This is a genomic window from Roseibium album, assembly GCF_001404515.1.
GTDB lineage: Bacteria > Pseudomonadota > Alphaproteobacteria > Rhizobiales > Stappiaceae > Roseibium > Roseibium album.
In genome coordinates this window covers 143,408-164,219 of record NZ_CXWE01000006.1, presented here as the reverse complement: position 1 = coordinate 164,219, position 20,812 = coordinate 143,408, and the positions used below count along the sequence as shown (strand labels likewise).

General features: G+C 55.8%; 22 protein-coding genes. 7 read left to right on the top strand and 15 right to left on the bottom strand.

Features of this window, described 5'->3' with window-relative positions:
• Positions 1 to 117 precede the first annotated feature (117 nt).
• Together LA5095_RS20495 and LA5095_RS20490 are read left to right on the top strand one after the other, a co-directional pair.
• Entirely contained in the window at positions 118 to 1,353 is a 1,236-nt protein-coding gene (locus LA5095_RS20495; protein ID WP_055118321.1) for an aromatic ring-hydroxylating oxygenase subunit alpha, read from the top strand.
• Positions 1,354 to 1,357: 4 nt separating this feature from the next.
• Complete coding sequence (locus LA5095_RS20490; RefSeq protein ID WP_055118319.1) at positions 1,358 to 2,431, top strand: FAD-binding oxidoreductase; 1,074 nt, start codon at positions 1,358 to 1,360, stop codon at positions 2,429 to 2,431.
• A 7-nt stretch (positions 2,432 to 2,438) separates the two neighbouring features.
• Here LA5095_RS20490 and LA5095_RS20485 read toward each other — a convergent pair whose 3' ends face one another.
• The 3 genes from LA5095_RS20485 to LA5095_RS32805 all read right to left on the bottom strand — a co-directional run bounded on the left by LA5095_RS20485 (position 2,439) and on the right by LA5095_RS32805 (position 4,352).
• Positions 2,439 to 3,140, bottom strand: coding sequence for a DNA alkylation repair protein (locus LA5095_RS20485; RefSeq protein ID WP_055118317.1), 702 nt, complete (start codon positions 3,138 to 3,140; stop codon positions 2,439 to 2,441).
• Between the two features lie 11 nt (positions 3,141 to 3,151).
• Positions 3,152 to 4,033 carry an NAD(P)-dependent oxidoreductase gene (locus LA5095_RS20480; RefSeq protein ID WP_055118315.1) on the bottom strand — a complete coding sequence of 294 codons (882 nt, stop codon included), beginning with the start codon at positions 4,031 to 4,033 and terminating at the stop codon, positions 3,152 to 3,154.
• 166 nt (positions 4,034 to 4,199) lie between these two features.
• Positions 4,200 to 4,352, bottom strand: a complete 153-nt coding sequence (locus LA5095_RS32805; protein WP_158510420.1) for a hypothetical protein — start codon at positions 4,350 to 4,352, stop codon at positions 4,200 to 4,202.
• A 98-nt stretch (positions 4,353 to 4,450) separates the two neighbouring features.
• Here LA5095_RS32805 and LA5095_RS20475 point away from each other — a divergent pair, with 98 nt between their 5' ends.
• The gene (locus LA5095_RS20475; RefSeq protein ID WP_055118313.1) at positions 4,451 to 5,347 is read left to right on the top strand and encodes a LysR family transcriptional regulator; all 897 of its coding nucleotides are present in this window, start codon (positions 4,451 to 4,453) and stop codon (positions 5,345 to 5,347) included.
• A 1-nt stretch (position 5,348) separates the two neighbouring features.
• On the opposite strand, the gene LA5095_RS20470 is transcribed toward LA5095_RS20475, so the two are convergent.
• The 4 genes from LA5095_RS20470 to LA5095_RS20455 form a co-directional block, all read right to left on the bottom strand.
• Complete coding sequence (locus LA5095_RS20470; RefSeq protein WP_055118312.1) at positions 5,349 to 6,515, bottom strand: trans-sulfuration enzyme family protein; 1,167 nt, start codon at positions 6,513 to 6,515, stop codon at positions 5,349 to 5,351.
• Positions 6,516 to 6,646: 131 nt separating this feature from the next.
• On the bottom strand, positions 6,647 to 7,474 hold the full coding sequence (locus LA5095_RS20465; RefSeq protein WP_055118310.1) for an ABC transporter permease: 828 nt from the start codon (positions 7,472 to 7,474) through the stop codon (positions 6,647 to 6,649).
• Positions 7,471 to 8,184 carry an ABC transporter permease gene (locus LA5095_RS20460; protein ID WP_055118968.1) on the bottom strand — a complete coding sequence of 238 codons (714 nt, stop codon included), beginning with the start codon at positions 8,182 to 8,184 and terminating at the stop codon, positions 7,471 to 7,473. The genes LA5095_RS20465 and LA5095_RS20460 overlap by 4 nt, the downstream gene beginning before the upstream one ends.
• A 134-nt stretch (positions 8,185 to 8,318) precedes the next feature.
• On the bottom strand, positions 8,319 to 9,095 hold the full coding sequence (locus LA5095_RS20455) for an ABC transporter substrate-binding protein (protein WP_055118308.1): 777 nt from the start codon (positions 9,093 to 9,095) through the stop codon (positions 8,319 to 8,321).
• 408 nt (positions 9,096 to 9,503) lie between these two features.
• On the opposite strand from LA5095_RS20455, the gene LA5095_RS20445 reads away from it, so the two are divergent.
• Complete coding sequence (locus LA5095_RS20445) at positions 9,504 to 10,151, top strand: glutathione S-transferase family protein (protein ID WP_055118304.1); 648 nt, start codon at positions 9,504 to 9,506, stop codon at positions 10,149 to 10,151.
• Positions 10,152 to 10,196: 45 nt separating this feature from the next.
• Here LA5095_RS20445 and LA5095_RS20440 read toward each other — a convergent pair whose 3' ends face one another.
• Positions 10,197 to 11,123: a LysR family transcriptional regulator gene (locus LA5095_RS20440; protein WP_055118966.1), complete on the bottom strand. Its 927-nt coding sequence runs from the start codon at positions 11,121 to 11,123 to the stop codon at positions 10,197 to 10,199.
• A gap of 181 nt (positions 11,124 to 11,304) precedes the next feature.
• Between LA5095_RS20440 and LA5095_RS20435 the strand changes: the two genes are divergently transcribed.
• Positions 11,305 to 12,300 carry an MBL fold metallo-hydrolase gene (locus LA5095_RS20435; RefSeq protein WP_055118302.1) on the top strand — a complete coding sequence of 332 codons (996 nt, stop codon included), beginning with the start codon at positions 11,305 to 11,307 and terminating at the stop codon, positions 12,298 to 12,300.
• Positions 12,301 to 12,339: 39 nt separating this feature from the next.
• On the opposite strand, the gene LA5095_RS20430 is transcribed toward LA5095_RS20435, so the two are convergent.
• The 7 genes from LA5095_RS20430 to LA5095_RS20400 form a co-directional block, all read right to left on the bottom strand.
• Positions 12,340 to 13,617 carry a molybdopterin molybdotransferase MoeA gene (locus LA5095_RS20430; RefSeq protein ID WP_055118300.1) on the bottom strand — a complete coding sequence of 426 codons (1,278 nt, stop codon included), beginning with the start codon at positions 13,615 to 13,617 and terminating at the stop codon, positions 12,340 to 12,342.
• The gene (gene mobB, locus LA5095_RS20425) at positions 13,614 to 14,135 is read right to left on the bottom strand and encodes a molybdopterin-guanine dinucleotide biosynthesis protein B (protein WP_055118298.1); all 522 of its coding nucleotides are present in this window, start codon (positions 14,133 to 14,135) and stop codon (positions 13,614 to 13,616) included. The genes LA5095_RS20430 and mobB overlap by 4 nt, the downstream gene beginning before the upstream one ends.
• Positions 14,132 to 14,785 (bottom strand): molybdenum cofactor guanylyltransferase MobA, encoded by a 654-nt coding sequence (mobA, locus tag LA5095_RS20420; RefSeq protein ID WP_196879283.1) that lies wholly within the window; start codon positions 14,783 to 14,785, stop codon positions 14,132 to 14,134. Before mobA ends, mobB begins: the two co-directional genes overlap by 4 nt.
• Positions 14,782 to 15,660 (bottom strand): formate dehydrogenase accessory sulfurtransferase FdhD, encoded by an 879-nt coding sequence (gene fdhD / locus LA5095_RS20415; protein WP_082442839.1) that lies wholly within the window; start codon positions 15,658 to 15,660, stop codon positions 14,782 to 14,784. The genes mobA and fdhD overlap by 4 nt, the downstream gene beginning before the upstream one ends.
• 256 nt (positions 15,661 to 15,916) lie before the next feature.
• A complete protein-coding gene (locus tag LA5095_RS20410) occupies positions 15,917 to 16,375 on the bottom strand; it encodes a BLUF domain-containing protein (RefSeq protein ID WP_055118962.1) in 459 nt (152 codons plus the stop codon).
• Between the two features lie 206 nt (positions 16,376 to 16,581).
• Complete coding sequence (locus LA5095_RS20405; RefSeq protein ID WP_055118960.1) at positions 16,582 to 17,172, bottom strand: GNAT family N-acetyltransferase; 591 nt, start codon at positions 17,170 to 17,172, stop codon at positions 16,582 to 16,584.
• A 32-nt stretch (positions 17,173 to 17,204) separates the two neighbouring features.
• The gene (locus tag LA5095_RS20400; RefSeq protein WP_055118958.1) at positions 17,205 to 17,891 is read right to left on the bottom strand and encodes an SDR family oxidoreductase; all 687 of its coding nucleotides are present in this window, start codon (positions 17,889 to 17,891) and stop codon (positions 17,205 to 17,207) included.
• Positions 17,892 to 18,143: 252 nt separating this feature from the next.
• On the opposite strand from LA5095_RS20400, the gene LA5095_RS20395 reads away from it, so the two are divergent.
• Together LA5095_RS20395 and LA5095_RS20390 are read left to right on the top strand one after the other, a co-directional pair.
• Positions 18,144 to 19,286: an Mrp/NBP35 family ATP-binding protein gene (locus tag LA5095_RS20395; protein ID WP_055118295.1), complete on the top strand. Its 1,143-nt coding sequence runs from the start codon at positions 18,144 to 18,146 to the stop codon at positions 19,284 to 19,286.
• A gap of 265 nt (positions 19,287 to 19,551) precedes the next feature.
• Positions 19,552 to 20,790 carry a multidrug effflux MFS transporter gene (locus LA5095_RS20390; protein WP_055118293.1) on the top strand — a complete coding sequence of 413 codons (1,239 nt, stop codon included), beginning with the start codon at positions 19,552 to 19,554 and terminating at the stop codon, positions 20,788 to 20,790.
• The last annotated feature ends 22 nt before the right edge of the window (positions 20,791 to 20,812 follow it).

Genomic DNA, 20,812 nt, shown 5'->3' with positions numbered 1-20,812 from the left:
GCAGCGTCTCACTTGAATAAGACAATGCCGTTTTTGCGCTACGGCTTGTGACCGCTGCAAGCCTAATTTCATCTCAACGACGGGCCGGCCAGACCGGCAGGATCAGGACATACCGAAATGAACAGCGACGCGGACATTCTCTCACTGTTGATGAGACGCCGGGCAGGGTACTCGCTGCCACAGGCCTTTTATTGCGACGAGGATGTGTTTCAGGCCGATCTGAAGCATATCTGGCAGCAAGAATGGATTTTTGCGGTCCCAAGCGCGGAATTGCCGAAGTCCGGAAACTACGTGACGCTCCAGATCGGAGCGTACTCAGTGATCATTGTACGCGGGGTCGACGGCGCGATTCGCGCATTCCACAATTCCTGCCGTCACCGCGGGAGCCGGATCTGTGCGGCCGCCAAGGGCTCCGCACCCAAGCTTGTCTGCCCTTATCACCAGTGGACTTATGAACTGGACGGCAAGTTGCTGTGGGCGCGTGAAATGGGGCCGGACTTCAATCCGCAGGAGCATGGACTGAAATCCGTTCATTGTACCGATGTCTCAGGCATGGTTTTCATCTGTCTCGCCGACCGGGCTCCGGACCTTGGCGGGCTTCAAAAACAGGCTGCTCGCTACCTGGGTCCTCACGATCTCGGCAACCTGAAAGTTGCGCACCAGTCAACGATCGTTGAAAAGGGTAACTGGAAGCTGGTTCTGGAAAACAACCGGGAGTGCTATCACTGCTCCGGGTCGCATCCATCGCTTTGCCGTACTTTTCCTGATGATCCGAATCTGGTCGGTGCAGACGATGCATCAACGTCGAATGTCGGTAAAACCCATGTGGATCGTTGCGAAGGTTCAGGCCTTCCCGCGAAATATCTGATCTCACCGGACGAACAATGGCGTTTCGTGCGTATTCCGTTCCTGGGCGAGGCCGTAAGCTATACGATGGACGGAAAGGCAGCAGTGTCCAGGCGGATCGGCACGGTTCCCTTCGACAACGCCGGAACCTGCCTCTATTTCCATTATCCAAATACCTGGAACCATTTCCTGTCGGATCATGTGCTGACCTTCAGGGTGTTGCCGATCGGTCCGATGGAATCCGAGGTGACGACAACCTGGCTTGTACACAAGGATGCCGAAGAGGGTGTCGACTATGATCTCGACCGGTTGACCGAGGTCTGGATGCACACGAATGACGAGGACCGGCAGATCATTGAAGAGAACCAGATCGGCATCCGGTCTCCGGCCTACGAGCCCGGGCCCTATTCTCCCGTCCAGGAAAGTGGCGTCATCCAGTTCATCGACTGGTACGCGCAAAACCTCGAAGCGGCCCTGATTGGCCGCTTCCGTGTAGCGGCGGAGTAGATCGATGATACCGATGCCGGGGCGCGACACGCCGGTCTGGAACGACAGCGAGCTTCTGGAATGCGTGATGGTGGTGCCCGAAGCCCCCAACGTGAAGACATTTTCCTTCCGGCCGCCTTCTGGCGCAACCTTCGTTTACCGGGCAGGGCAGTTTGTTACACTGGACCTGCCGGTCCCGGGTGGAAATGTCCAGCGAACGTATACCCTGTCATCGTCTCCGGTTTCCAACGCCTACATTTCGGTCACCGTGAAGGCACAGCCGGACAGTCAGGGTACGCGATGGATGCTGGACGAATTGAAACCCGGCATGCGGCTGAAAGCCTTTGGGCCCGCCGGTCTGTTCCATCTACCTCCAAGTCCGGATGGCAAGTACCTGTTCGTCTCGGCCGGGTCCGGTGTGACGCCGATGATGTCGATGGCACAGACGCTTTTTGAGCGGGGGGAAGATCCCGATATCTGCTTTATTCAGTGCGCTCACAGGCCCGTTGACCTGATTTTCCGCCAGAAGCTGGAATATATGGCAAGCCGTGTCACTGGTTTGCAGTTGCATTTCGTCGTCAAGCAAAGCGACCCGTATGAGGTGTGGACGGGTTATCGGGGCCAACTCAATCAGCTGATGCTCGGATTGATGTGCAATGACTACCTTGATCGAGACGTCTTTTGCTGCGGTCCGGAAGGGTTCATGGATGCTGTGCGCGAAATCCTGAATGCGCTTGGCTACGACATGGACCGCTATCATCAGGAAAGCTTCCAGGCGCCTGCCGAAACCAAGGCGGAATTGACGGAATTCGACGATGTTGTTCCTCAGGAGGACACGCAGGCGCAGATCGTCTTTGCCAATTCGGGTGTCTCTGCCTGGTGCACTGAAACCGACACCGTTCTTGCCGTGGCAAAGGATGCCGGCCTGAACATTCCCTCGGGCTGCACATTTGGCGTTTGCGGGACTTGCAAGGTCAAAAAACTGGCCGGGGACGTCCACATGGTGCATTCGGGCGGTATAAGCGAGGACGATGTCGAGGCCGGCTACATACTTGCCTGCTGTTCCAATCCGATCGGCACACTTGAGGTCGAAGTCTGAAGAGGGGCTATTTTGTTCCCAGACGGGCAAGGACTTTGTCCGATGAAAGCTCCTTGACGGTTTCGCGGCCGACCTTGCGGGCGGTCTTGTCGCTTGAAGCGGCGAGGTCTTCACCGAGAGCGAGGGCAGGTCCGTGCAACTCGATCGACCGTTTGCCGATCTGCCGCAAAGCCCAGTGAACGGCCTTCCAGACAAAATTCCTGTCATCAGTCGACATCTTCCGGACCAGGTCCAGGTAGCCGAGGAATTCACTGTCCGGAGACGATTTGGCGTGGACGGCGCGCCAGGCGATAAGCGCAAAACCGGCGCGCCTGACAAATTCTCTCGTGTCGCTCGTCAGTTCACTGACAAGTTTGCCTGAATCCGTTCGACGGGCGAGCACATTTGTGAGTTGATCACACAGATCCCAGGAGTGAGTGTCATCTAGCCATGATCTTGCCAGTTCATCAGTCATCTCCTTGGGGGGAGTGATCAGGATTGCAAGCAGGCGGGCCTCGTGAATTTCCGAGGCCCAGAGGTCAAGAGCCAGGTCATTCGATTTGTGGATCGTCCTGGCGAAAGGTCGCAAAACCGACATGGGAACGCCAAAGGCCCTGGTCATGTCGATGCCGAATCGCGCCATCCCGGCGCGGTTCTCTTCAGAACCGCTTTGCTCAAGATGCTTGAGGATGTGCGCGACCGTCCAACTCGTCTCGGCGGCCTTGGCCATCAGGTGACTACCTACTTTCTTTCAGCATTTTCGAGCCGCGCGATCAGGCTCGATGTGTCCCAGCGGTTTCCGCCCATGGACTGGACTTCGGCATAGAACTGATCGACCAGGGCCGTTACAGGCAACCTTGCGCCGGTTTCATTGGCGGTCTGCAGGCAGATCCCAAGATCCTTGCGCATCCAGTCGACCGCAAAGCCGAATTCGAATTCGCTGTCGCGCATGGTCTCCCAGCGGTTTTCCATTTGCCATGATTGGGCAGCGCCGCCCCGAACGGCGGAGATGACCTTTTCAACGTCAAGTTCTGCCTTCTTGGCAAAATGAATGGCTTCCGAGAGCCCCTGAACGAGACCTGCGATACAGATCTGATTGACCATTTTTGTCAGCTGTCCGGCGCCGCTGTCTCCCATCAGCCCGACGAATTTTGCAAAACATTCGATAACAGGTTTTGCCTTGTCGAAGTCTTCAGCATCCCCGCCGCACATAACCGTGAGAACACCGTTTTCAGCACCCGCCTGCCCACCTGAAACAGGGGCATCGATAAAGCCGCAGCCTTTTTCCCTTGCCGCGGAATGAAGTTCGCGCGCGACATCGGCGGACGCCGTTGTGTTGTCGACAAAGATGGCGCCTTCTTTCAAACCGTGAAAGGCTCCGTTTTCACCAGTGGTCACCGAGCGCAGGTCCTCGTCGTTGCCAACACAGGCAAAGACGAAATCACAACCCGCTGCAGTTTCCTTTGGGGTTCGTGCAAAACTGCCGCCAAATTCGGCAGTCCATCGTTCGGCTTTTGCGGTGGTCCGGTTGTAGACCGTGACATCATGACCGCCCTTTGTTTTCAGGTAGCCTGCCATCGGGTATCCCATGACACCCAGACCGATGAATGCAACCTTTGCCATGACGCGCTCCCTTCGCAAAACAAGGCCCGGCGGTCGAGCCGGGCCTTTTCTAAACTGGTTTGTCATGGTTTTAGGGTATTTGTCGGCGTCTGTCAGCCTGGGTTTCCTGCAAAGATCCTTGACGGGAGGTGGGCAGGCGCACCCTGCTTGTAACCCGGCCGCCGACTCAGACCCAATAAGGTGGGCGCCACCACAAACGCGCAGCCTGTTCCTTTTGGGCAGCTTCCTGCGCGAGGCGCTTCTTGGTCCGCGGATCCAGCTGATCATTTTTTGAGGAACGGGTTGCTTCCAAAAGGCTGCGGGCATAAATATCTAACATGGTCTTACACTCCTCGCTTCGTCTCTGAACCAAACATGTGCTTTTTTGCTCGGAAAAACGAGTCAGGAAGATTTCAATAATGTAAGGTGTAGTTACATATGGATTGGCGAGCTTTACCCTCCCTGAACAGTCTCAAGGTGTTTGCGGTCGTAGCGGAAACCAGAAGTCTGTCAGCCGCGGGCCGGGAACTTAACGTGACCCATGCAGCCGTCAGCCAGCAGGTACGCAGCCTGGAAAATTTCATGGGACTGCAACTGGTGGCACGGGAAGGCCGCGGTGTTGCGCTGACACCGGAAGGCGAACAGCTCTACAGCGGATTGAGTGGTGGATTCGAAACGATACGCGAAGCGGTAGACGCGCTTTTGAAGGACGATACCGCAAGGCCGCTGAACATTACGATGACGCCTTCATTCGCTGTCAGCTGGCTGATGCCGCGTATCAACGACTTTCGCCTGCAGTATCCCGACATCGAACTGATGCTCAACCCGACTGCCGAAGTTATCGAGCTGAAGCCGGGCGGCGTGGACCTTGCGATCCGCTTCGGCGGCGGCAACTGGCCTGGGCTGGAGTCCGAACTCCTGTTACCGACCAATTTTGCTGTGGTCGGAGCAAACTGCCTGATCGGAGACAAGGTAATCGAAACTCCTGAGGATATAATCGAATTCCCCTGGTTGCAGGAATACGGGACAAACGAGCTTGCCATGTGGATGGAAGAGCAGGGTGTCGTCCCGAAGGGAAAACTGAACATAACCCACTTGCCGGGCTACATGGTTCTTGAGGGCCTCAGGCGCGGTGATGGCATCTCGGCAACGGCAATGGCGTTCATTGAACCGGATATCGCCTCCGGTAGCCTGCGCGTCCTGTTTGAAGACACGGTTCGACTGGGTACCGGATACTACATGCTCACGCGCCCCGGGGTGATACGGCCGCCACTGAAGAAACTCATGACGTGGTTGCGATCGATGAGAGATGAGAGAAAAGCCGGCAAAATCTGAGTCAGATTGTTGTCAGTGCCTGGTCGAAATCGGCAATCAGGTCATTGCCGTGTTCTATGCCAATGGAAAGTCGCAAGAGGTTTTCCGGAATTCCCGAACCTTCACCTTCGATTGTAAATCGATGTTCGACAAGGCTTTCAGTCCCTCCAAGCGATGTGGCCCGCTGAAAGATATCCAGGGCACCGGCAACTTTCAGGGATTCGTCCTTGCCTCCGTCGATCATTATGGACATCAAAGACCCGAACCCGTTTGTCATCTGGGACTTGGCAAGGCTGTGCTGGGGATGGCTTTTCAATCCGGGATATAGAACGGATTTGACCTTGGGGTGAGCTTCCAGACTGCGGGCGAGATCAATCGCATTTGTGTTCATCCGCTCGACCCTGAGTGCAAGGGTTCTGAGCCCACGCAGAAGAAGCCAGGTTTCGAAGGACCCGAGCACTGCACCTGCATTTTGGCGTTCTTCACTGATGAACGTCCAGACCTCACTGGAGGCATTGCTGGTGGATACGACACCGCCAAGCAGGTCGGAATGCCCGTTGAGCGCCTTTGTTGCTGAATGCATGACCAGGTCAGCACCGAAAGAGAGCGGCTTCAGGATCAGCGGCGTTGCCGCGGTCGCGTCAACGCATAGAACCGCCGAAGTTCCATTACACAGCTCTGCAATCTTGCGAATGTCTGCGACCTTGAGGAATGGATTGCTCGGGACTTCAAGCCAGACCAAATCCGGCTGTGTGACGGAAAACTCGTCTTGAAAAGCCGACAGATCACTGGCATCGGCTTCCACGAGGGCAATGTTGTTGCGTGCGCAGTGTTTTCTGAGGAACAAGGTAGTGCCCCAGTAGATGCCGGACTGCGCGAGCAGGGTCCCGCCAGGTTTGACGCTGCGCACAATTGCGGCGATTGCTGCCATCCCCGATGCAAACAGACGGCTGTCTTCCCCGCCCTCAAGGGCAGCGAGAAGCTTTTCAGTCTTCCGGTAGAGCGCATTGCTGTCGCGGCTGTAGATGTGACCGGGAAGGACCGGCTCATAGTCCTCATCCCGGACAAAGGTTGTCGCTGTCTGGATCGGCGGTACGACGGCACCGGTCGCCGCGTCGAACCCGCCACCTGCGTGGGCAAGCAGACTGTCCGGGTGGAGACCATCGGAATCGGAAAGCGAATTGGACATGAGAAACTTCCAGGCAATGCGTGTTCAGTTGACGCGGATCTGTGCCGCAGGCTGATACCCCTGATATCAGGTTTGGCAAAGAGATGAATGCCGGGCCACGCCCGGCTGAGATCAATTTTATGGACCCGATATCACCGCTTCAGGTGGCGCGTGAGCCGGGCTTCGATCTTGTCCCAGATACGGCGCAGGGTTTCGACGATCAAAAGATAGGCCACCGCGGCCCAGATATAGGCCTGGAAGTCGTAGGATCTGGAATATGCACGCCTTGTTTCGCCCATCAGGTCGTAGATCGTGATGATGGAGGCAATTGCCGAGCCCTTAATCATGAGGATGATTTCGTTGCCATAGGGGCGCAGCGCCACCATCAGAGCCTGAGGCAGGATGATCTTGAAGAAGGTGACCGGCGTTGAAATTCCGAGTGCCTCAGCACCTTCCCATTGGCCTTTCGGCACGTTCAGTATGGCACCGCGTAGTATTTCGGCCTGATAGGCGGCCGTGTTGAGTGAAAACGCGAAAATCACGCAATACCAGGCTTCCCGGAAAAACCCCCAAAGCCCGACAGCTTCCAGTTCTGGCCGGAAGGTACCGGCGCCGTAATAGATCAGAAAAGTCTGGGCGAGCAGCGGCGTCCCGCGGAAGAAATAGACATAGCCATAGGCTGGCCAAGAAAAAATCTTCCATTTCGAGTTGCGCGCGAGCGCGACAGGAATACTGAGCAACGCGCCGACAAGCAGGGAAAGTCCGACAATCTGAAGTGTTACGAGAAAGCCGTCGACATATTTCAGCCAGTACTTTTCTACAAACGTGCTCGCGACGTTGCTGCCCAGAAAATACAAAAGAGAAGCACCGGATATGATCCAGAGAGCCATGAGAACATGGCCGAAAATACGAATGTTTGTCCACGCGCGAGGCGGTGCGGGTGGGCGAATTTGCCCGGTTTCAGGATTGGCCGCGATCATCTTGCAACCTCTCCCTTCTTGGTCCAGCGCTCGATGCGTGAAAGGCCCGTTGAAGAGATCATTGCAAGCAACAGGTAGACCAGGCAGGCGATGCCGAAAAAGAGAAAGGGTTCCTTGGTGACACGGGCGGCTATTCCGGCCTCACGAACGAGATCTGGAAGACCGATCACAGAAACCAAGGACGTTTCCTTCAAAAGAATCAGCCAGAGATTCCCGAGCGCAGGTAGAGCAAGGCGAATGAGTTGCGGCAGGATCACAAGCGTCATGGTTTGATATCGCGAAAGTCCGAGTGCGTTTCCACCTTCATACTGGCCTTGAGGAATGCCCCTGAAAGCCGACAGAAATGCCTCCGATGCATAGGACGAAAACACCAGGGAAAGCGCGACCATGCCCGCGACGAAGGAATTGACCTCGATAAAGGCATCGAAACCCATCAGCTTCAGGCCTTGCTGGATCCCGATCTGTACGCCGAAATAGACCAGGAACAAGGTCAGGAGTTCCGGCAGGCCTCGAAAAATCGTTGTGTAGATGTTTGCCGCCAGCTTGAGGCTGGGTTCGCTCGAATTTTTCGCCAAAGCGATCAGGAAACCGAGGACAAGTCCGAATGGCAATGTAGCGATCGCCAGGAGAACCGTAACCATGACACCTGCAGCGATGGTGTCTCCCCAGCCATTTTCCCCAAAGGACAGCAGCGTCAGAGCTTCTTCCATAAGCCGGCGCTTCTTTCTTTTCTTGTTGTTGTGGTTCCGGCCACCCCTCAGGCCGGCGCCGCGGGTTTGCCCCTCCGGCAAAACGCGGCACGCTTGTGGCGCCGCGTTTCAATGGTGTTGAACTGACTTGAAAATCAGCCGCCGTAAACGTCGAATGTAAAGTACTTGTCGTTGATTTCCTTGTACTTTCCGTTCGCCAGAATGGCTTCGATGGCTGCGTTGAGTTTGTCTTTCAGCTCATCTTCACCCTTGCGGATCGCAATACCTGCACCTTCACCGTTGATGACCGGATCCGGAGTAAGTGTTCCGAGGATCTTGCAGCAGGAACCGTCATCGGTGTCGAGCCACTCGGACAGAACAACAACGTCATCGATCACGGCATCGACACGGCCACTGGCGACGTCGAGCTTGTACTCGTCCGGGGTCGGGTAGAGCTTCAGGTCGGCAGACGGCAGCTTTTCTTCGGCATAGTTGGAGTGGGTTGTCGAAGATTGGGCACCGAGAGCAACGCCCTTGAGGTGCTCGTCGCCCGTACCGGCGATCTTGGAGTCCTTCGGTACGGCAATCGCAGGCGGCGTATTGTAGTACTTGTTGGAGAAGTCGACTTTTTGCAGACGCTCTTCGGTTATAGACATGGAAGCGATCACCGCGTCAAACTTGCCCGCCTGCAGAGCAGGGATCATGCCGTCCCAGTCCTGCACGACAAATTCGCATTCAACTTTCATTTCTTCGCAAAGCGCTTTGGCGATGTCGACGTCGAAACCGACAAGCTTGCCGTCGGATGTCAGCGAGTTGAATGGAGGATAGGCGCCTTCTGTCCCGATACGTACCTTCGACCAGTCTTTCGCCTCGGCCGCACCAACGGCAGCCAGAACAGCAACAGCTGCTGCAGCCATACGCAAAACACGCATATTATATTCCCCTATTATTTTTTCGCAGCGCAGACGGGTTCGTCCCGCCTTTTTGCTCGATGGCTCTATTCCATACACTTCGAACCAAATTTCAACCGTTCCTGCGAAAAAAACACAGTGCAGCGCATGGTTTTATGCAATTTATAGGTGTGTATCTTTGGGGAAAGCATCGACAGGCTGCGAAACAGGCTTCGATAATCGGTGCAGGTCGGCAAACTGTTGAACGATCTGCTCATGACACTCACCTCGTTTGCTTCCGGCAAGAACGAAGGATCAAACTTGTTCATCAAAACCATGAAACACTTGAATTTGTGTCGCACGCCCGGACGCTTTAAGCAATTTCACATGTTAATTTCCAACTTGATCGCGCAGCCGATAATTTTTCACTGCCGATAACTGGGGGACAGGATGACATCTTTCGAACTCTTCATCGGAAACAAAAATTATTCCTCCTGGTCATTCCGGCCGTGGATTGCATTGAAGCACAAGGAGATTCCGTTTGAGGAATCACTGGTTCCATTTGATTTTGAAAATGGCAATCCGAAGTTCCGTGCCTTTTCTCCCAGCATGAAGGTGCCCGTTCTGCAAGATGGCGACCTGACGGTCTGGGACAGTTTGGCGATCCTTGAATATGCGGCCGATTGTTACCCTGAAAAGGGTCTTTGGCCGGCCGACAAGGCAATGCGTGCCCGGGCAAGAGCGATTGCTTCCGAAATGCACTCTGGCTTCAGCGCGTTACGTGGAGCTTGTCCGATGAACATGCGCCGCCCGGTGGAAATGCTTGCCGTCGACGAGGCTGTCAAGGCCGACGTCAGCCGGATTGTCGAGATCTGGAGCGAGTGTCTGGAAAAGTCCGGAGGGCCATTCCTCTTCGGAGATTTCACCATCGCCGATGCCATGTACGCACCTGTTGTCAGCCGGTTCGTGACCTATACGCTGACGCAGTCGCCTGTCTTCGAGCAGTATCGTGCTGCAATGACCGAAACAGCTGCCTGGCAGACATGGGAAGCCGATGCTTTGAAGGAAACTTGGTACGTGGCCGTGGACGAAATCTAGGTCTCTTTATCGCTTCAGGGACAAGCAACACCACGGCAAGGACTTTCAGTCATAGAGATGGCCGGCCGAGCCATCCAAAGCTCCCATATCCTTGAAGTAGTCCTGCAACCGGTCGACGAACCGGCGTACCTTGAATGGTATGAACCGGTTGGAGGGATAGACCGCGTGGATCGGGTGAGGCGGGTATTGCCATTCGGGCAGGACCAGTTTCAGCTCTCCTGTTTTCAGGTAGGGTTCGATCATCCAGCGATTGGCTATGGTTATGCCGAGACCTGCCAGCGCCGCCTGACGCAATGTGGAAGAGTTGTTCACGATCATTGTCGGATTGATCTTGATCGAAAGTTTCTCTCCGAGTGTGCTGATGAAAGGTACGTGGTCTCCGGTCGAGATGTTCTTGTAGAGCAGGTAGTCGTGATCCTTCAGCTCTGCCGGATGAACGGGCTGGCCGTTCCGCTCGAGGTAGTCAGGCGAAGCGACCAGACATCGCCGGGCGACACCAAGTCTTCGCACGATCAGGCGTTCGTCCTTGATCTCTCCCATCCGGATGGCGACGTCCAGGCGTTCCTGGATGATGTCCACGAACTGGTCAGACAGGGACACGTCCAGCAGCAAGCAGGGATGTTCTTTCTTGAAGCGGATCAGGAAATCGGCGAGCACGCTTTCAGCAAAGCCAAGCGGCAGACCGATCGAAAGCGGACCGGACATCTGTGTTTCGTCACTTTGAACGGCCCGGTCGGCCTCCACCAGCCGGTCGAGGATGTCACGCGCATAGACATAATATCGCTCTCCGGCTTCCGTGAGGCGAAGCTGCCGTGTCGTACGGTTCAGCAATCGTGTCCCCAACTGGTCCTCCAGACCGCGAATCTGCTGGCTGATTGCGGGCTGCGAAACGCCAAGGTGTTTGGCGGCGGCTGAAAAACTTCCCAGATTCACGGACTGTACGAAACCTGAAAGTGCACTGAGCTTGTCCATATTGGCCTTTGCATCGAAAACGCACATCGTTGCAGCTATATATAAATGGTACTTATGAGTTTTATAAGGTTTACCGCTCTTCAAAATCAAATTGAATGAAACACCTATAAAAGAGCCCCATCGGAGTCACGATCGGGGCTTCTCAGTAATATCTTTATCAGGTCAAGCCGGGAGGCAGTTCATGACCAAATCCGACATTTCTCTTTCCAGACGAACCATGCTGGGCGCAGCCGCCGGGGCAGGGGCTCTTGCAGCTGCCGGCGGTGTCACCCTTGTTTCCGGTGTTGCAAATGCAGCCGCTCCCAAAGCTGGCGAACCGATGGCGGGGGCGCTTCGCTACAAGGTAGGCGACATGGAAGTCACCGCGCTTCTGGACGGTTACCTTGATGTGACACCGGAAGTTGTCGTCGGCTACGATGCCGCAGAAGGTGAAAGGCTCCGCGACGAGGCATTCATTGAAGGAGACGCTCTGCGTATCCCGGTAAATGCGTATCTCGTCAATACCGGTGACCGTCTCGTTCTTGTCGACGCAGGCACGTCAGATGCACTCGGTCCGACTATGGGACGTCTGCCCTCAGCCCTGAAAGCTGCAGGCGTATCACCCGACCAGATCGATGCCATCCTGATCACGCACATGCATCCCGATCACCTGTTCGGCGCGATCGATGGCGATGGCAACAGGGTCTTTGCCAACGCGGAACTGATCCTGCCGGAAGTCGACAACGCCTTTTGGTTTGACGATGCCGCAATGAACGGTGCTCCCGAGCAGTTCAAGCCATTCTTTCTTGGCGCACGCCGCGCTGCGGAAGCCTACAAAGGCAATCAGACCCTGTTCTCTGGCGACAAGGAACTGATGCCGGGCGTTCAGGCAATGGCATTGCCCGGGCACACGCCGGGACACACCGGATATGTTTTCGACAGCAACGGCGAAACGCTGGTAGTTGCCGGCGATATCATTCACATGACGGTCTACCAGTTCGACAAGCCAGGATGGGGTATCGGGTTCGATATTGATTCAGGACAGGCCGCTGAGACCAGAAAGAAGTTTTTTGATCAGGCCGCTACCGACAAACTCTTCTTTGCAGGCGCGCATATCCCGTTTCCGGGGATGGGACGCGTTTCCAAGGCAGGGGACAGCTACCGGTTTGTTCCGGCCAGTTGGCCTTACGCCTACTGATCTAAGACCATCCAGAAACCCGGCGGGAAACTGCCGGGTTTATCTGATGCCGAAGCCGGAAAACGGCAGAAACGTAACCATGTCACCCTTGCCGATTGCCGTGACCTTTTCCGGGATCTCTATTAATCCGTCCGCCTCACGCAAACCGGTGATCAGACCCGACCCATCGCGAATGAACTTCTGCGCCACCGTGCGGCCTTCGTCGTCTGTGTCCAGGTATCCACGGTAAAACTCGCGTCTGTCCGGTTTCTTCCTGGAAATTTCAAATGCGGAAGGCATCTGAAAGGCTTGTGGCTCCCTGAAAGCCCCCCCCGACAGTAGGTTTATGACCGGTTGCGCATATAGGAGGAAACAAACCATCGCAGCGACCGGATTGCCGGGAAGCCCCAGGAACACACAGGCCCCGATGTTTCCGAACATCATCGGCCTGCCGGGCTTGATGGCAAGTTGCCACATGTGCCGGTTCCCAAGCACGTCAAGAACATTGAGGATGTGGTCTTCCTCACCTCGGCTGGCGCCTCCGGTTGTCAGAATGACATCAAACCTGTCGGCAGCGTCTCTTAGAGCAGCCTCGACAGTAGCCATATCATCCTTCAGGATACCGAGATCTTCAATTTCCACGGGGACGGTGGATGCCAGACCGCGCAACAGATAGTGGTTGGAATCGTACACGTCACCAACAGTGATCAGGTTACCCGGGCGCCGCAACTCGTCGCCGGTTGATATCAACGCGACCTTGAGTTTCCTGTAGACACACACTTCTGCCTGTCCGGTTGAAGCAATGGCGGCAAGATCCTGCGGACGCAACTTTTGGCCAGCGGTCAGAATGGACGTGCCATCTGCGACATCCTCTCCGGCTTTCCGGCAATTTGCGCTCCACTTCAAGCCCTGCGGTACTATGACAAATTCTTCTCCGTCCTGGCTGTGCGTTTCGCAGTCTTCCTGCATCGCGACAGTATCTGCTCCAGGCGGCATGACGGCGCCGGTGAAAATCCGCGCAGCTGCCCAGGGGCCAAGCGTTTCGGCACTTGCGTGACCGGCTGCAATCCGTTGCTGAAGTCTGAAAAACCCTCCGGATTCATCAAAGTCAGCATGCCGGAAGGCATAGCCGTCAACGGCGGAGTTATCTGCGAGCGGGATGTTGCGCGAAGCGGTTATGTCTTCGGCAAGAATCCGTTCAAGTGCATACTCCAGTTTGACAAGTTCGGTCCCTGCGATCGCGGTGAGCCTGCTTTTCAGGATCGCCAGGGCCTCGTGGTGCCGTAACCTGTCCTTGTCGTGCAAAAAGCAGTCGTCAAGCAGGGGCTTGCCAGTCATAGCCGCGACCTTTTGAGATCCAGGTGGTGTTGAATGAAATCCGCCATTGCCGAAATGTCATCGAGGTCGAACACCGGCAAGCTTTCATCAGGCAGCTGGTGGTCGGCTGCGATGGCCAGTATGTTCGGATCCTGAGGTGCCAGCGGTCCGCGGTCCAGCGTTTCTGTTCGTCGGGCTTCTATTTTCGGATGGTCTTCACGCTTGTAGCCTTCAATCAGAATGAGATCGCAGGGTGCAAGGCGGGACAGTATATCCTTCAGCGTCGGTTCATCTTCGTTCCTGAGCTCGTGCATGAGCGCCCAACGGCGCCCGGAAACCAGGGCGACTTCGCTCGCACCTGCCTCCCTGTGGCGATAGCTGTCGGCACCGGGCCTGTCGATATCGAAATTGTGGTGCGCGTGCTTGACGGTCGAGACCTTGAAGTTTCGGGCGGTGAATTCCGCAACAAGCCGGGTAACGAGCTGTGTCTTGCCGGAGTTCTTCCAGCCGGTGATGCCAAAGACGGGTGTTGCTGTCATGAGATGCGGGAGCTCAGGGTATCGCGAACGGTCGCCAGATCGTCGGGTTTGTTTGCATTGAAGAAAGGATCTAGGCCTGTTGCCGGATCAGGATCGAAGGAAACTTCCACACTGTCGTGCCGGTCGACGAATGCGAGAACTTTTCCGCTTTGACCGGTTTCAAGCCAGGTGTGGAGATCATCCTTGAGAGCGACCGGCCACAGACCGAAGACAGGGTGAAGCTTGCTCGATGACGACGCCAGCGCGATCACCGGCTTGTCGGCAGGAACCGAGGAACACAAGCGGTCCACCAGGTTCGTCGGGAAAAACGGTGTGTCACCGGCGATGGAAACCACGTGGCTGACATCGGGTCTTTGTGCCTTCGCATGCGTCAGTCCGGCAAGAACACCGGCGAGAGGCCCTGCATAGTCTCCGACTGGGTCCGGGATGACCGGAAGGTGGAATTTCGCAAAGCGGTCCGGATCACCGTTGGCGTTCAGGACGATCTCGGACACCTGTGCAGATAGTCTATCCAGGATCACGTCGAGCATGGATTTGCCACCAACATCCAACAGACTTTTGTCACCGCCCCCCATGCGCCTGGACTGTCCGCCCGCCAGAATGCAGCCGAGAACCTTGTCGACGGTCAAGGCAGTGCGCTTCGCCATCATCGTGCAGTCATGCTCCCTTTGCGTTTCACCTTGGCTGGCTCGTCTTCTGCCACCTCCGGGTCCATGTCAAACTCAATTCGCTCTGCCCCTGCAAGCGCAACGAAACGCTTGCCGCGCGCCCGGCCGATCAGTGTCAGTCCGGACTGGCGCGCAAGTTCAACGCCCCAGGCAGTGAAACCGGACCGGGAGACAAGTATTGGAATGCCCATCATCACCGTCTTGATGACCATCTCGGAGGTCAGCCGGCCGGTGGTATAAAAAATCTTGTCGCTCGCCGGAATGTTGTTCAGCACCATCCAGCCGGCGATCTTGTCGACGGCGTTGTGCCGCCCGACATCTTCCATGTAGACAAGTGGTCTGTCTCCCCGGCACAGCACGCATCCGTGGATCGCACCGGCTTCCAGGTAGAGCGACGGTGTCGTGTTGATGGATTTGGTAAGTGCGTAAAGCCAGGACGTCTTGAGATTGGCCTCTTGTGGCAGCGCGACCGTATCGAAACCTTCCATGACATCGCCGAAAACTGTTCCCTGCGCGCAACCGGACGTGCGCACCTTCTTTTTGAGCTTCTCCTCGAAGTTGGTTTCCCGCTCGGTCCGCACGATGACCACGTCGATATCGTCGTCATGGTCAATGCCGGTGATGACATCGTCCTCGGCAAGCATGTTCTGATTTTTCAGGTACCCGACGGCAAGCAGATCCGGATGATCGCCAATGGTCATCATCGTGACGACTTCCTGCGAATTCAGGTAGAGCGTCAGAGGTTTTTCGGTAACAACCCTGGTATCAACCGTCTGGCCATTCTGGTCGATGCCGCTGACAGAGGTCGAAAGCCTTGGATCCAGCGGATTGGGTTTCAGCACGTAAGGGCCTGACAACAGCGCGCGACTCCATATGTGTTTGTTTTAGAAACACTATGGGAGGGTAAAGCAGGAGGGCAAGGTCTTAAAGGCTGAAAATGCGGTGATCGGCTCACCGCTCACGGGCATTGTTGCTGCGATGAGCAACACGCGGATCGTGTCGATCGAGGAAAGAGCAGGGTGCTGAGACCGGCTCCTTGCAGCATTGATCGCATAAAGTGCTCGACAAGCCGAAGCAGGCATTCCTCGTCAGGTGCCTGTCGGCGCCCGGCCTTCAGATCATGAGCATGTCGTTCGTCAGCCTGCCTGCCTGAAGTTCAGTCGCAAAATGGCTGAAGGCCAGATAGGCCTCGTCCCTCGTAACGTCGCCCGGGTGATCCAGCAGCGGACGCAATACCGGATGGTTGGATGCCGCGATGCCGTCAGTCAGATCCCGGAAGAACATAAGTGAATTTGGAAACAGGCGAAAATCGACCGGCTCGTGGATGATGCCTTCGATATCATTCATGCGCGGATCGTTCATGACACAGTAGACCGTGTCCAGAACTTGGCCGGTTTGGCCTTCCAGAACCTGAATGACGTGTTGATCCACCAGCAGAAGCGCTCCGGTAACACCAGCCTTGCGATTGATCCGACGGATCCTGAGCAATGTGCGATCGATCTCGTCGGGAAGGGGCAAGCGCATGTTGTCCCATTTGATTTTGCTGCGATAGCAGGCGCGGTAGAGCTCCATTGCATGTCCAATCTTTTTTGCCGATGGAACCAGCCTGCGCCTCAATTCCTCACATTTGCTTAAAATGTTAGTCAAACTCAAAGAAGAGAGTGGGAAATTACACTTTGGCTGCAAAGTTATGGGGAAAAGTGTGCTTCACAGATGTATTCTTGGTTAAAGAAAGCTTTGGATAATTTCGACCGCTAATCTTTATGTGGATAAGAGCGTCACCGTTCTTCTGCAAGCTTGAAATCCAGCCCCGTTCTTACCGCTGGCCATTCATGAGACAGAATCGAATAGACTGCGGTATCTCGCAATGAGCCGTCAGACGTGCGTTGATGCGATCTCAGGACGCCATCCAGCTTGGCGCCCAGACGTTCGATTGCCGCTCGGCTTTGCCTGTTCATGAAATGGGTGCGAAACTCTACCGCGATGCAGTCAAGTTCTTCAAACGCATGGGCCAGCAGCATGCGTTTGCATTCGGTGTTGACCGGCGTGCGCTGAACGGCCTTGCAGTACCAGGTTGAACCGATTTCAACTCTTTTGTGCACGGGATCGATGTTCATGTAAGTCGTCATTCCGACTGCCTTGCCGTCGGGGGTGAGTACCGAAAACGGCAGCATGGACCCGATATGCTGGAGCGAAAGTCGCCGATCGATCTCCTCGCGCACAAGGTCCGGCCTGGGCACTGATGTGTACCAGGCTTTCCAGAGATCTCCCTCGGCTGCCGCTTCCGCGAGGTCGTCAGCATGACAATGGGCTAGGGGTGCAAGCGTCACGTGCGTCCCGGTGAGGGTGAGAGGGTGGGGCCAGCTCATGTCGATGCTCCAGGTTTTTTCGCGTGGTTGGTTCAGAAGGGACGCTCTTCGCCTGTCCATTTGAAGAACTTGCCCGTGTCTGCGAGTTCGAGTGATCGTGCAACGTTCAGGATTCCCGCCGCAACCTCGCTTGGACAGTTGTCGGCAGCAGGCCCGCCCATTGATGTACGCACCCAGCCCGGATCGATCAGTGCTACCGGAATGCCTTCTCGCTCGAGGTCGGTCGCCAATCCTTGCATGACCTTGTTCACGGCTGCTTTTGAGGCACGGTAGGCGAGCGTGTCCGCCTTTCGATATCCCATCCATGACATCTGGCTCGATATTGTCAGTATTCTGGCCGCGTCTGATCTGCGAAGGTGAGGTAGAAACGCTTGCGAGACTGCGAGCGGCGCGAGAGTGTTAACTTCCAGTGTTCGCAAAAATCCTGCGAAATCCATGTCGAGCGGGGTCTGTCGCTCGGGTGTGATGATACCCGCGTTATTGATCAAAAGCTCGAGACGGTCGTCAAGCTTGCGTGCCGCCGCGTGCAACGCGGAATGGTCCGTCACGTCAAAAACAACGGGTACATAGTCTTTATTGATGCCCAGCTGTTCCGCGGATTGGCGAGCGGCACTCTCGGATCTGACTGAGCCATAGACCTTCCAACCATCGGAAAGAGCTGCTCTGGCAAGTTCGAAACCGATCCCGCGATTGGTCGCGGTGATAAGGCATGTTGGCATTTGTTTTCCTGAAGGTTTGAAGCCTGGATGCAGAAACTGGCGAGAATCTGACTGAAAAAGATTATCTGTCGTGATCAAGGGTGCAACCCGATCGAGTGTATTTTGTAGCATTTGCGCAGGTTCAAGGATATTTCGGGCGTGCACGAACGCGTGCAGCATTTTGGCAGGTTGTTTTTGCTGCCAAGGAAATTAGATTTCCGTCGAAATAGTCGGCCCTGTGAATTTGGGCTGGCGGCAACACAGGACGAGGCAATGAGCGACACAATAAAAAGCGCCGTCATCGAACAACTGCGGCAGATAAAGGGCCCGGATCTGGAAGGTGACATTGTTTCGCTCGGCCTTGTGTCGGACGTTTTTGTTTCCGACGGCCGCGTTGCATTTTCGATCACTGTTCCGGCCGCGCGGGCACAGGAACTGGAACCTTTGCGACAGGCTGCCGAAAAGGTGGTCAAGGAAGTTGAGGGCGTGGAAAATGCGATGGTGGCACTCACCGCGGAACGCGCTCCCGGTGGAGACCGCAGCACCCCGCCGAAGCCGGCACCGCGTCAATCGCAACGTGGACCCGACGAGCAGGCTGCCCCGAAACCTGGTGTGCCCGGTATCAGGCACATCATTGCGGTGGCCTCGGGCAAGGGTGGCGTCGGAAAATCGACGACAACTGCAAATCTCGCACTGGGGATGGCGTCGAACGGGCTGAAGGTAGGTGTTCTGGACGCCGACATTTACGGGCCTTCCGTTCCGCGGCTCTTCAACGTTTCCGGAAGACCGGAAACTGCCTCCGGACGTGTATTGAAGCCGTTGGAAGGATACGGCATCAAGGTGATGTCGATGGGGTTCATGGTTGAAGAGGAAACACCCATGATCTGGCGCGGGCCGATGGTCATATCGGCGTTGACACAGATGCTGCGGGAAGTTGCCTGGGGTGATCTCGATGTCCTCGTGGTCGACATGCCTCCGGGAACCGGCGATGCGCAGCTGACGATGGCGCAACAGGTTCCTCTGGCAGGTGCCGTCATCGTTTCGACGCCGCAAGACCTTGCGCTGATCGATGCGCGCAAGGGCTTGAACATGTTCAAACGGGTTGATGTGCCGGTTCTTGGCATTGTCGAGAACATGAGCTACTTCCTTTGCCCGGACTGCGGCGGACGTCACGATATCTTCGGCCACGGAGGTGCGCGCGCGGAAGCAGAACGGCTCAGGGTACCGTTTTTGGGCGAGGTTCCGTTGACGATGAAGATCAGGGAAACGTCGGATGCGGGAACACCCATTGTCGTATCCGATCCGGAAGGACCGATGGCCGCCATCTACAAGGACATCGCAAGCAAGGTCATGTCGACGATCGACAATCCGGAAGGCGCGGCAGGAAGGGCTGCACCGCAGATCGTATTTGATTGAGAATTGAGAACTCAGTTGCGGTGGCCGGATTGAAAACCGGCCACGCTCCGTTGTTTGATCAAGCTATTTCCCTGTTTTCAGACCTGTTTTCACCGGGACGGATCAGACCTTGATATTGACTGAGGCCGTGCCGGAAAATCCATGAGTTTCTTGTTTTTGCCCGCGTTGGTACCAGTTTCACGCGCGGATCACGCCTTGTCTGTAAGTTACCTCTCGTTGAGTCTTCGTATAATTTCAATCCTATGTAGAGGGTGTGTCTCCGCGCATGGATTCCCGCCAGGCAGAGCAAAAGAGTGTTGAGGGAAGACCCTCTCTCGGCATGCTGATTGCGATTTCGACAATGAGCCCGTTGGCGATGCAGATTTATCTGCCGTCATTGGCCGGGATGATGGTTGTCTTTTCAGCTTCATCAGGTGAAATCCAGCTTTCCATGTCGGCGTTTTTCATTGCGGTTGCGGTCTCGCTATTGTTCTGGGGGCCCTTGTCGGACCAGTTCGGGCGCCGTCCCGTCATCATCATTGGAATGTTTCTGTTCGTTGTCGGAAGTATCCTCTGCCTGATCGCCTCCACGATTGAAGCCCTGATAGCAGCACGTGTTCTTCAGGCCGCAGGAGGCTGTACGGGATTGGTGCTTGGTCGCGCGATCGTCAGAGATCTATACGGGCCGCGGCAATCGGCAAGCATGATCGGCTATGTGACGATGGGAATGGCTGTCATACCGACCATAGCCCCCGCGATCGGTGGCATTCTGGACCAGTTCTACGGCTGGCAGGGCGGGTTTTTTCTCTTGCTGATAATTGGAATTGTCGTGCTGGTGGCAAGTGTTCTGTATTTGCCGGAAACCAACAAGACACGCACCACTATCGGTCCGGGTCAGGTCCTTCGCTCATACCGGCTCCTCATGAAAGAGCCGCTATACTGGAGCTACGCACTTACGGCAGCGTTTTCCGCACTGACCTATTTCGCCTATCTTGGCGGCGCTCCGTTCATAGCAGCGCAACTCCTCTCGTTGAGCGCTGCCGAAATGGGCTTCTATTTCATGTTCGTCGCGCTCGGATACATCGTCGGAAACTATATTTCCGGCAGGTTTGCCGAACGGATCGGGCTCTATCCAATGATCCTCGCAGGCACTCTTATCGCCGCGCTGTCCGTCGCGCTTATCGCCGGGTTCGCCGCATGCGGAATCGTAACCGCTGCAAGCTTGTTTCTGCCGATGTTCGTTCTTGGTCTTGGCAACGGCGTCTGCCTGCCGAGCGCGATTTCGGGTGCTGTCAGTGTTCGGCCCGAACTTGCAGGTGCGGCTTCCGGACTTGTTGCCTCCATGCAGGTCGGCATGGGGGCAATTGCAGGCTCGCTGGTCGCCTGGTTGTTTGCCGACAGTTTCCTTGCAGGTTCGCCCTGGAGCATGATTTGGGTTATGGCGATGGGAATCGTCATGAGCCTGCTGGCCGCACTATCCATCAAACGCGCAGCCACAATGCGAGAACTGATACCTGCAGAGTAGGCTGCGCTTTCAAGGACCGAGG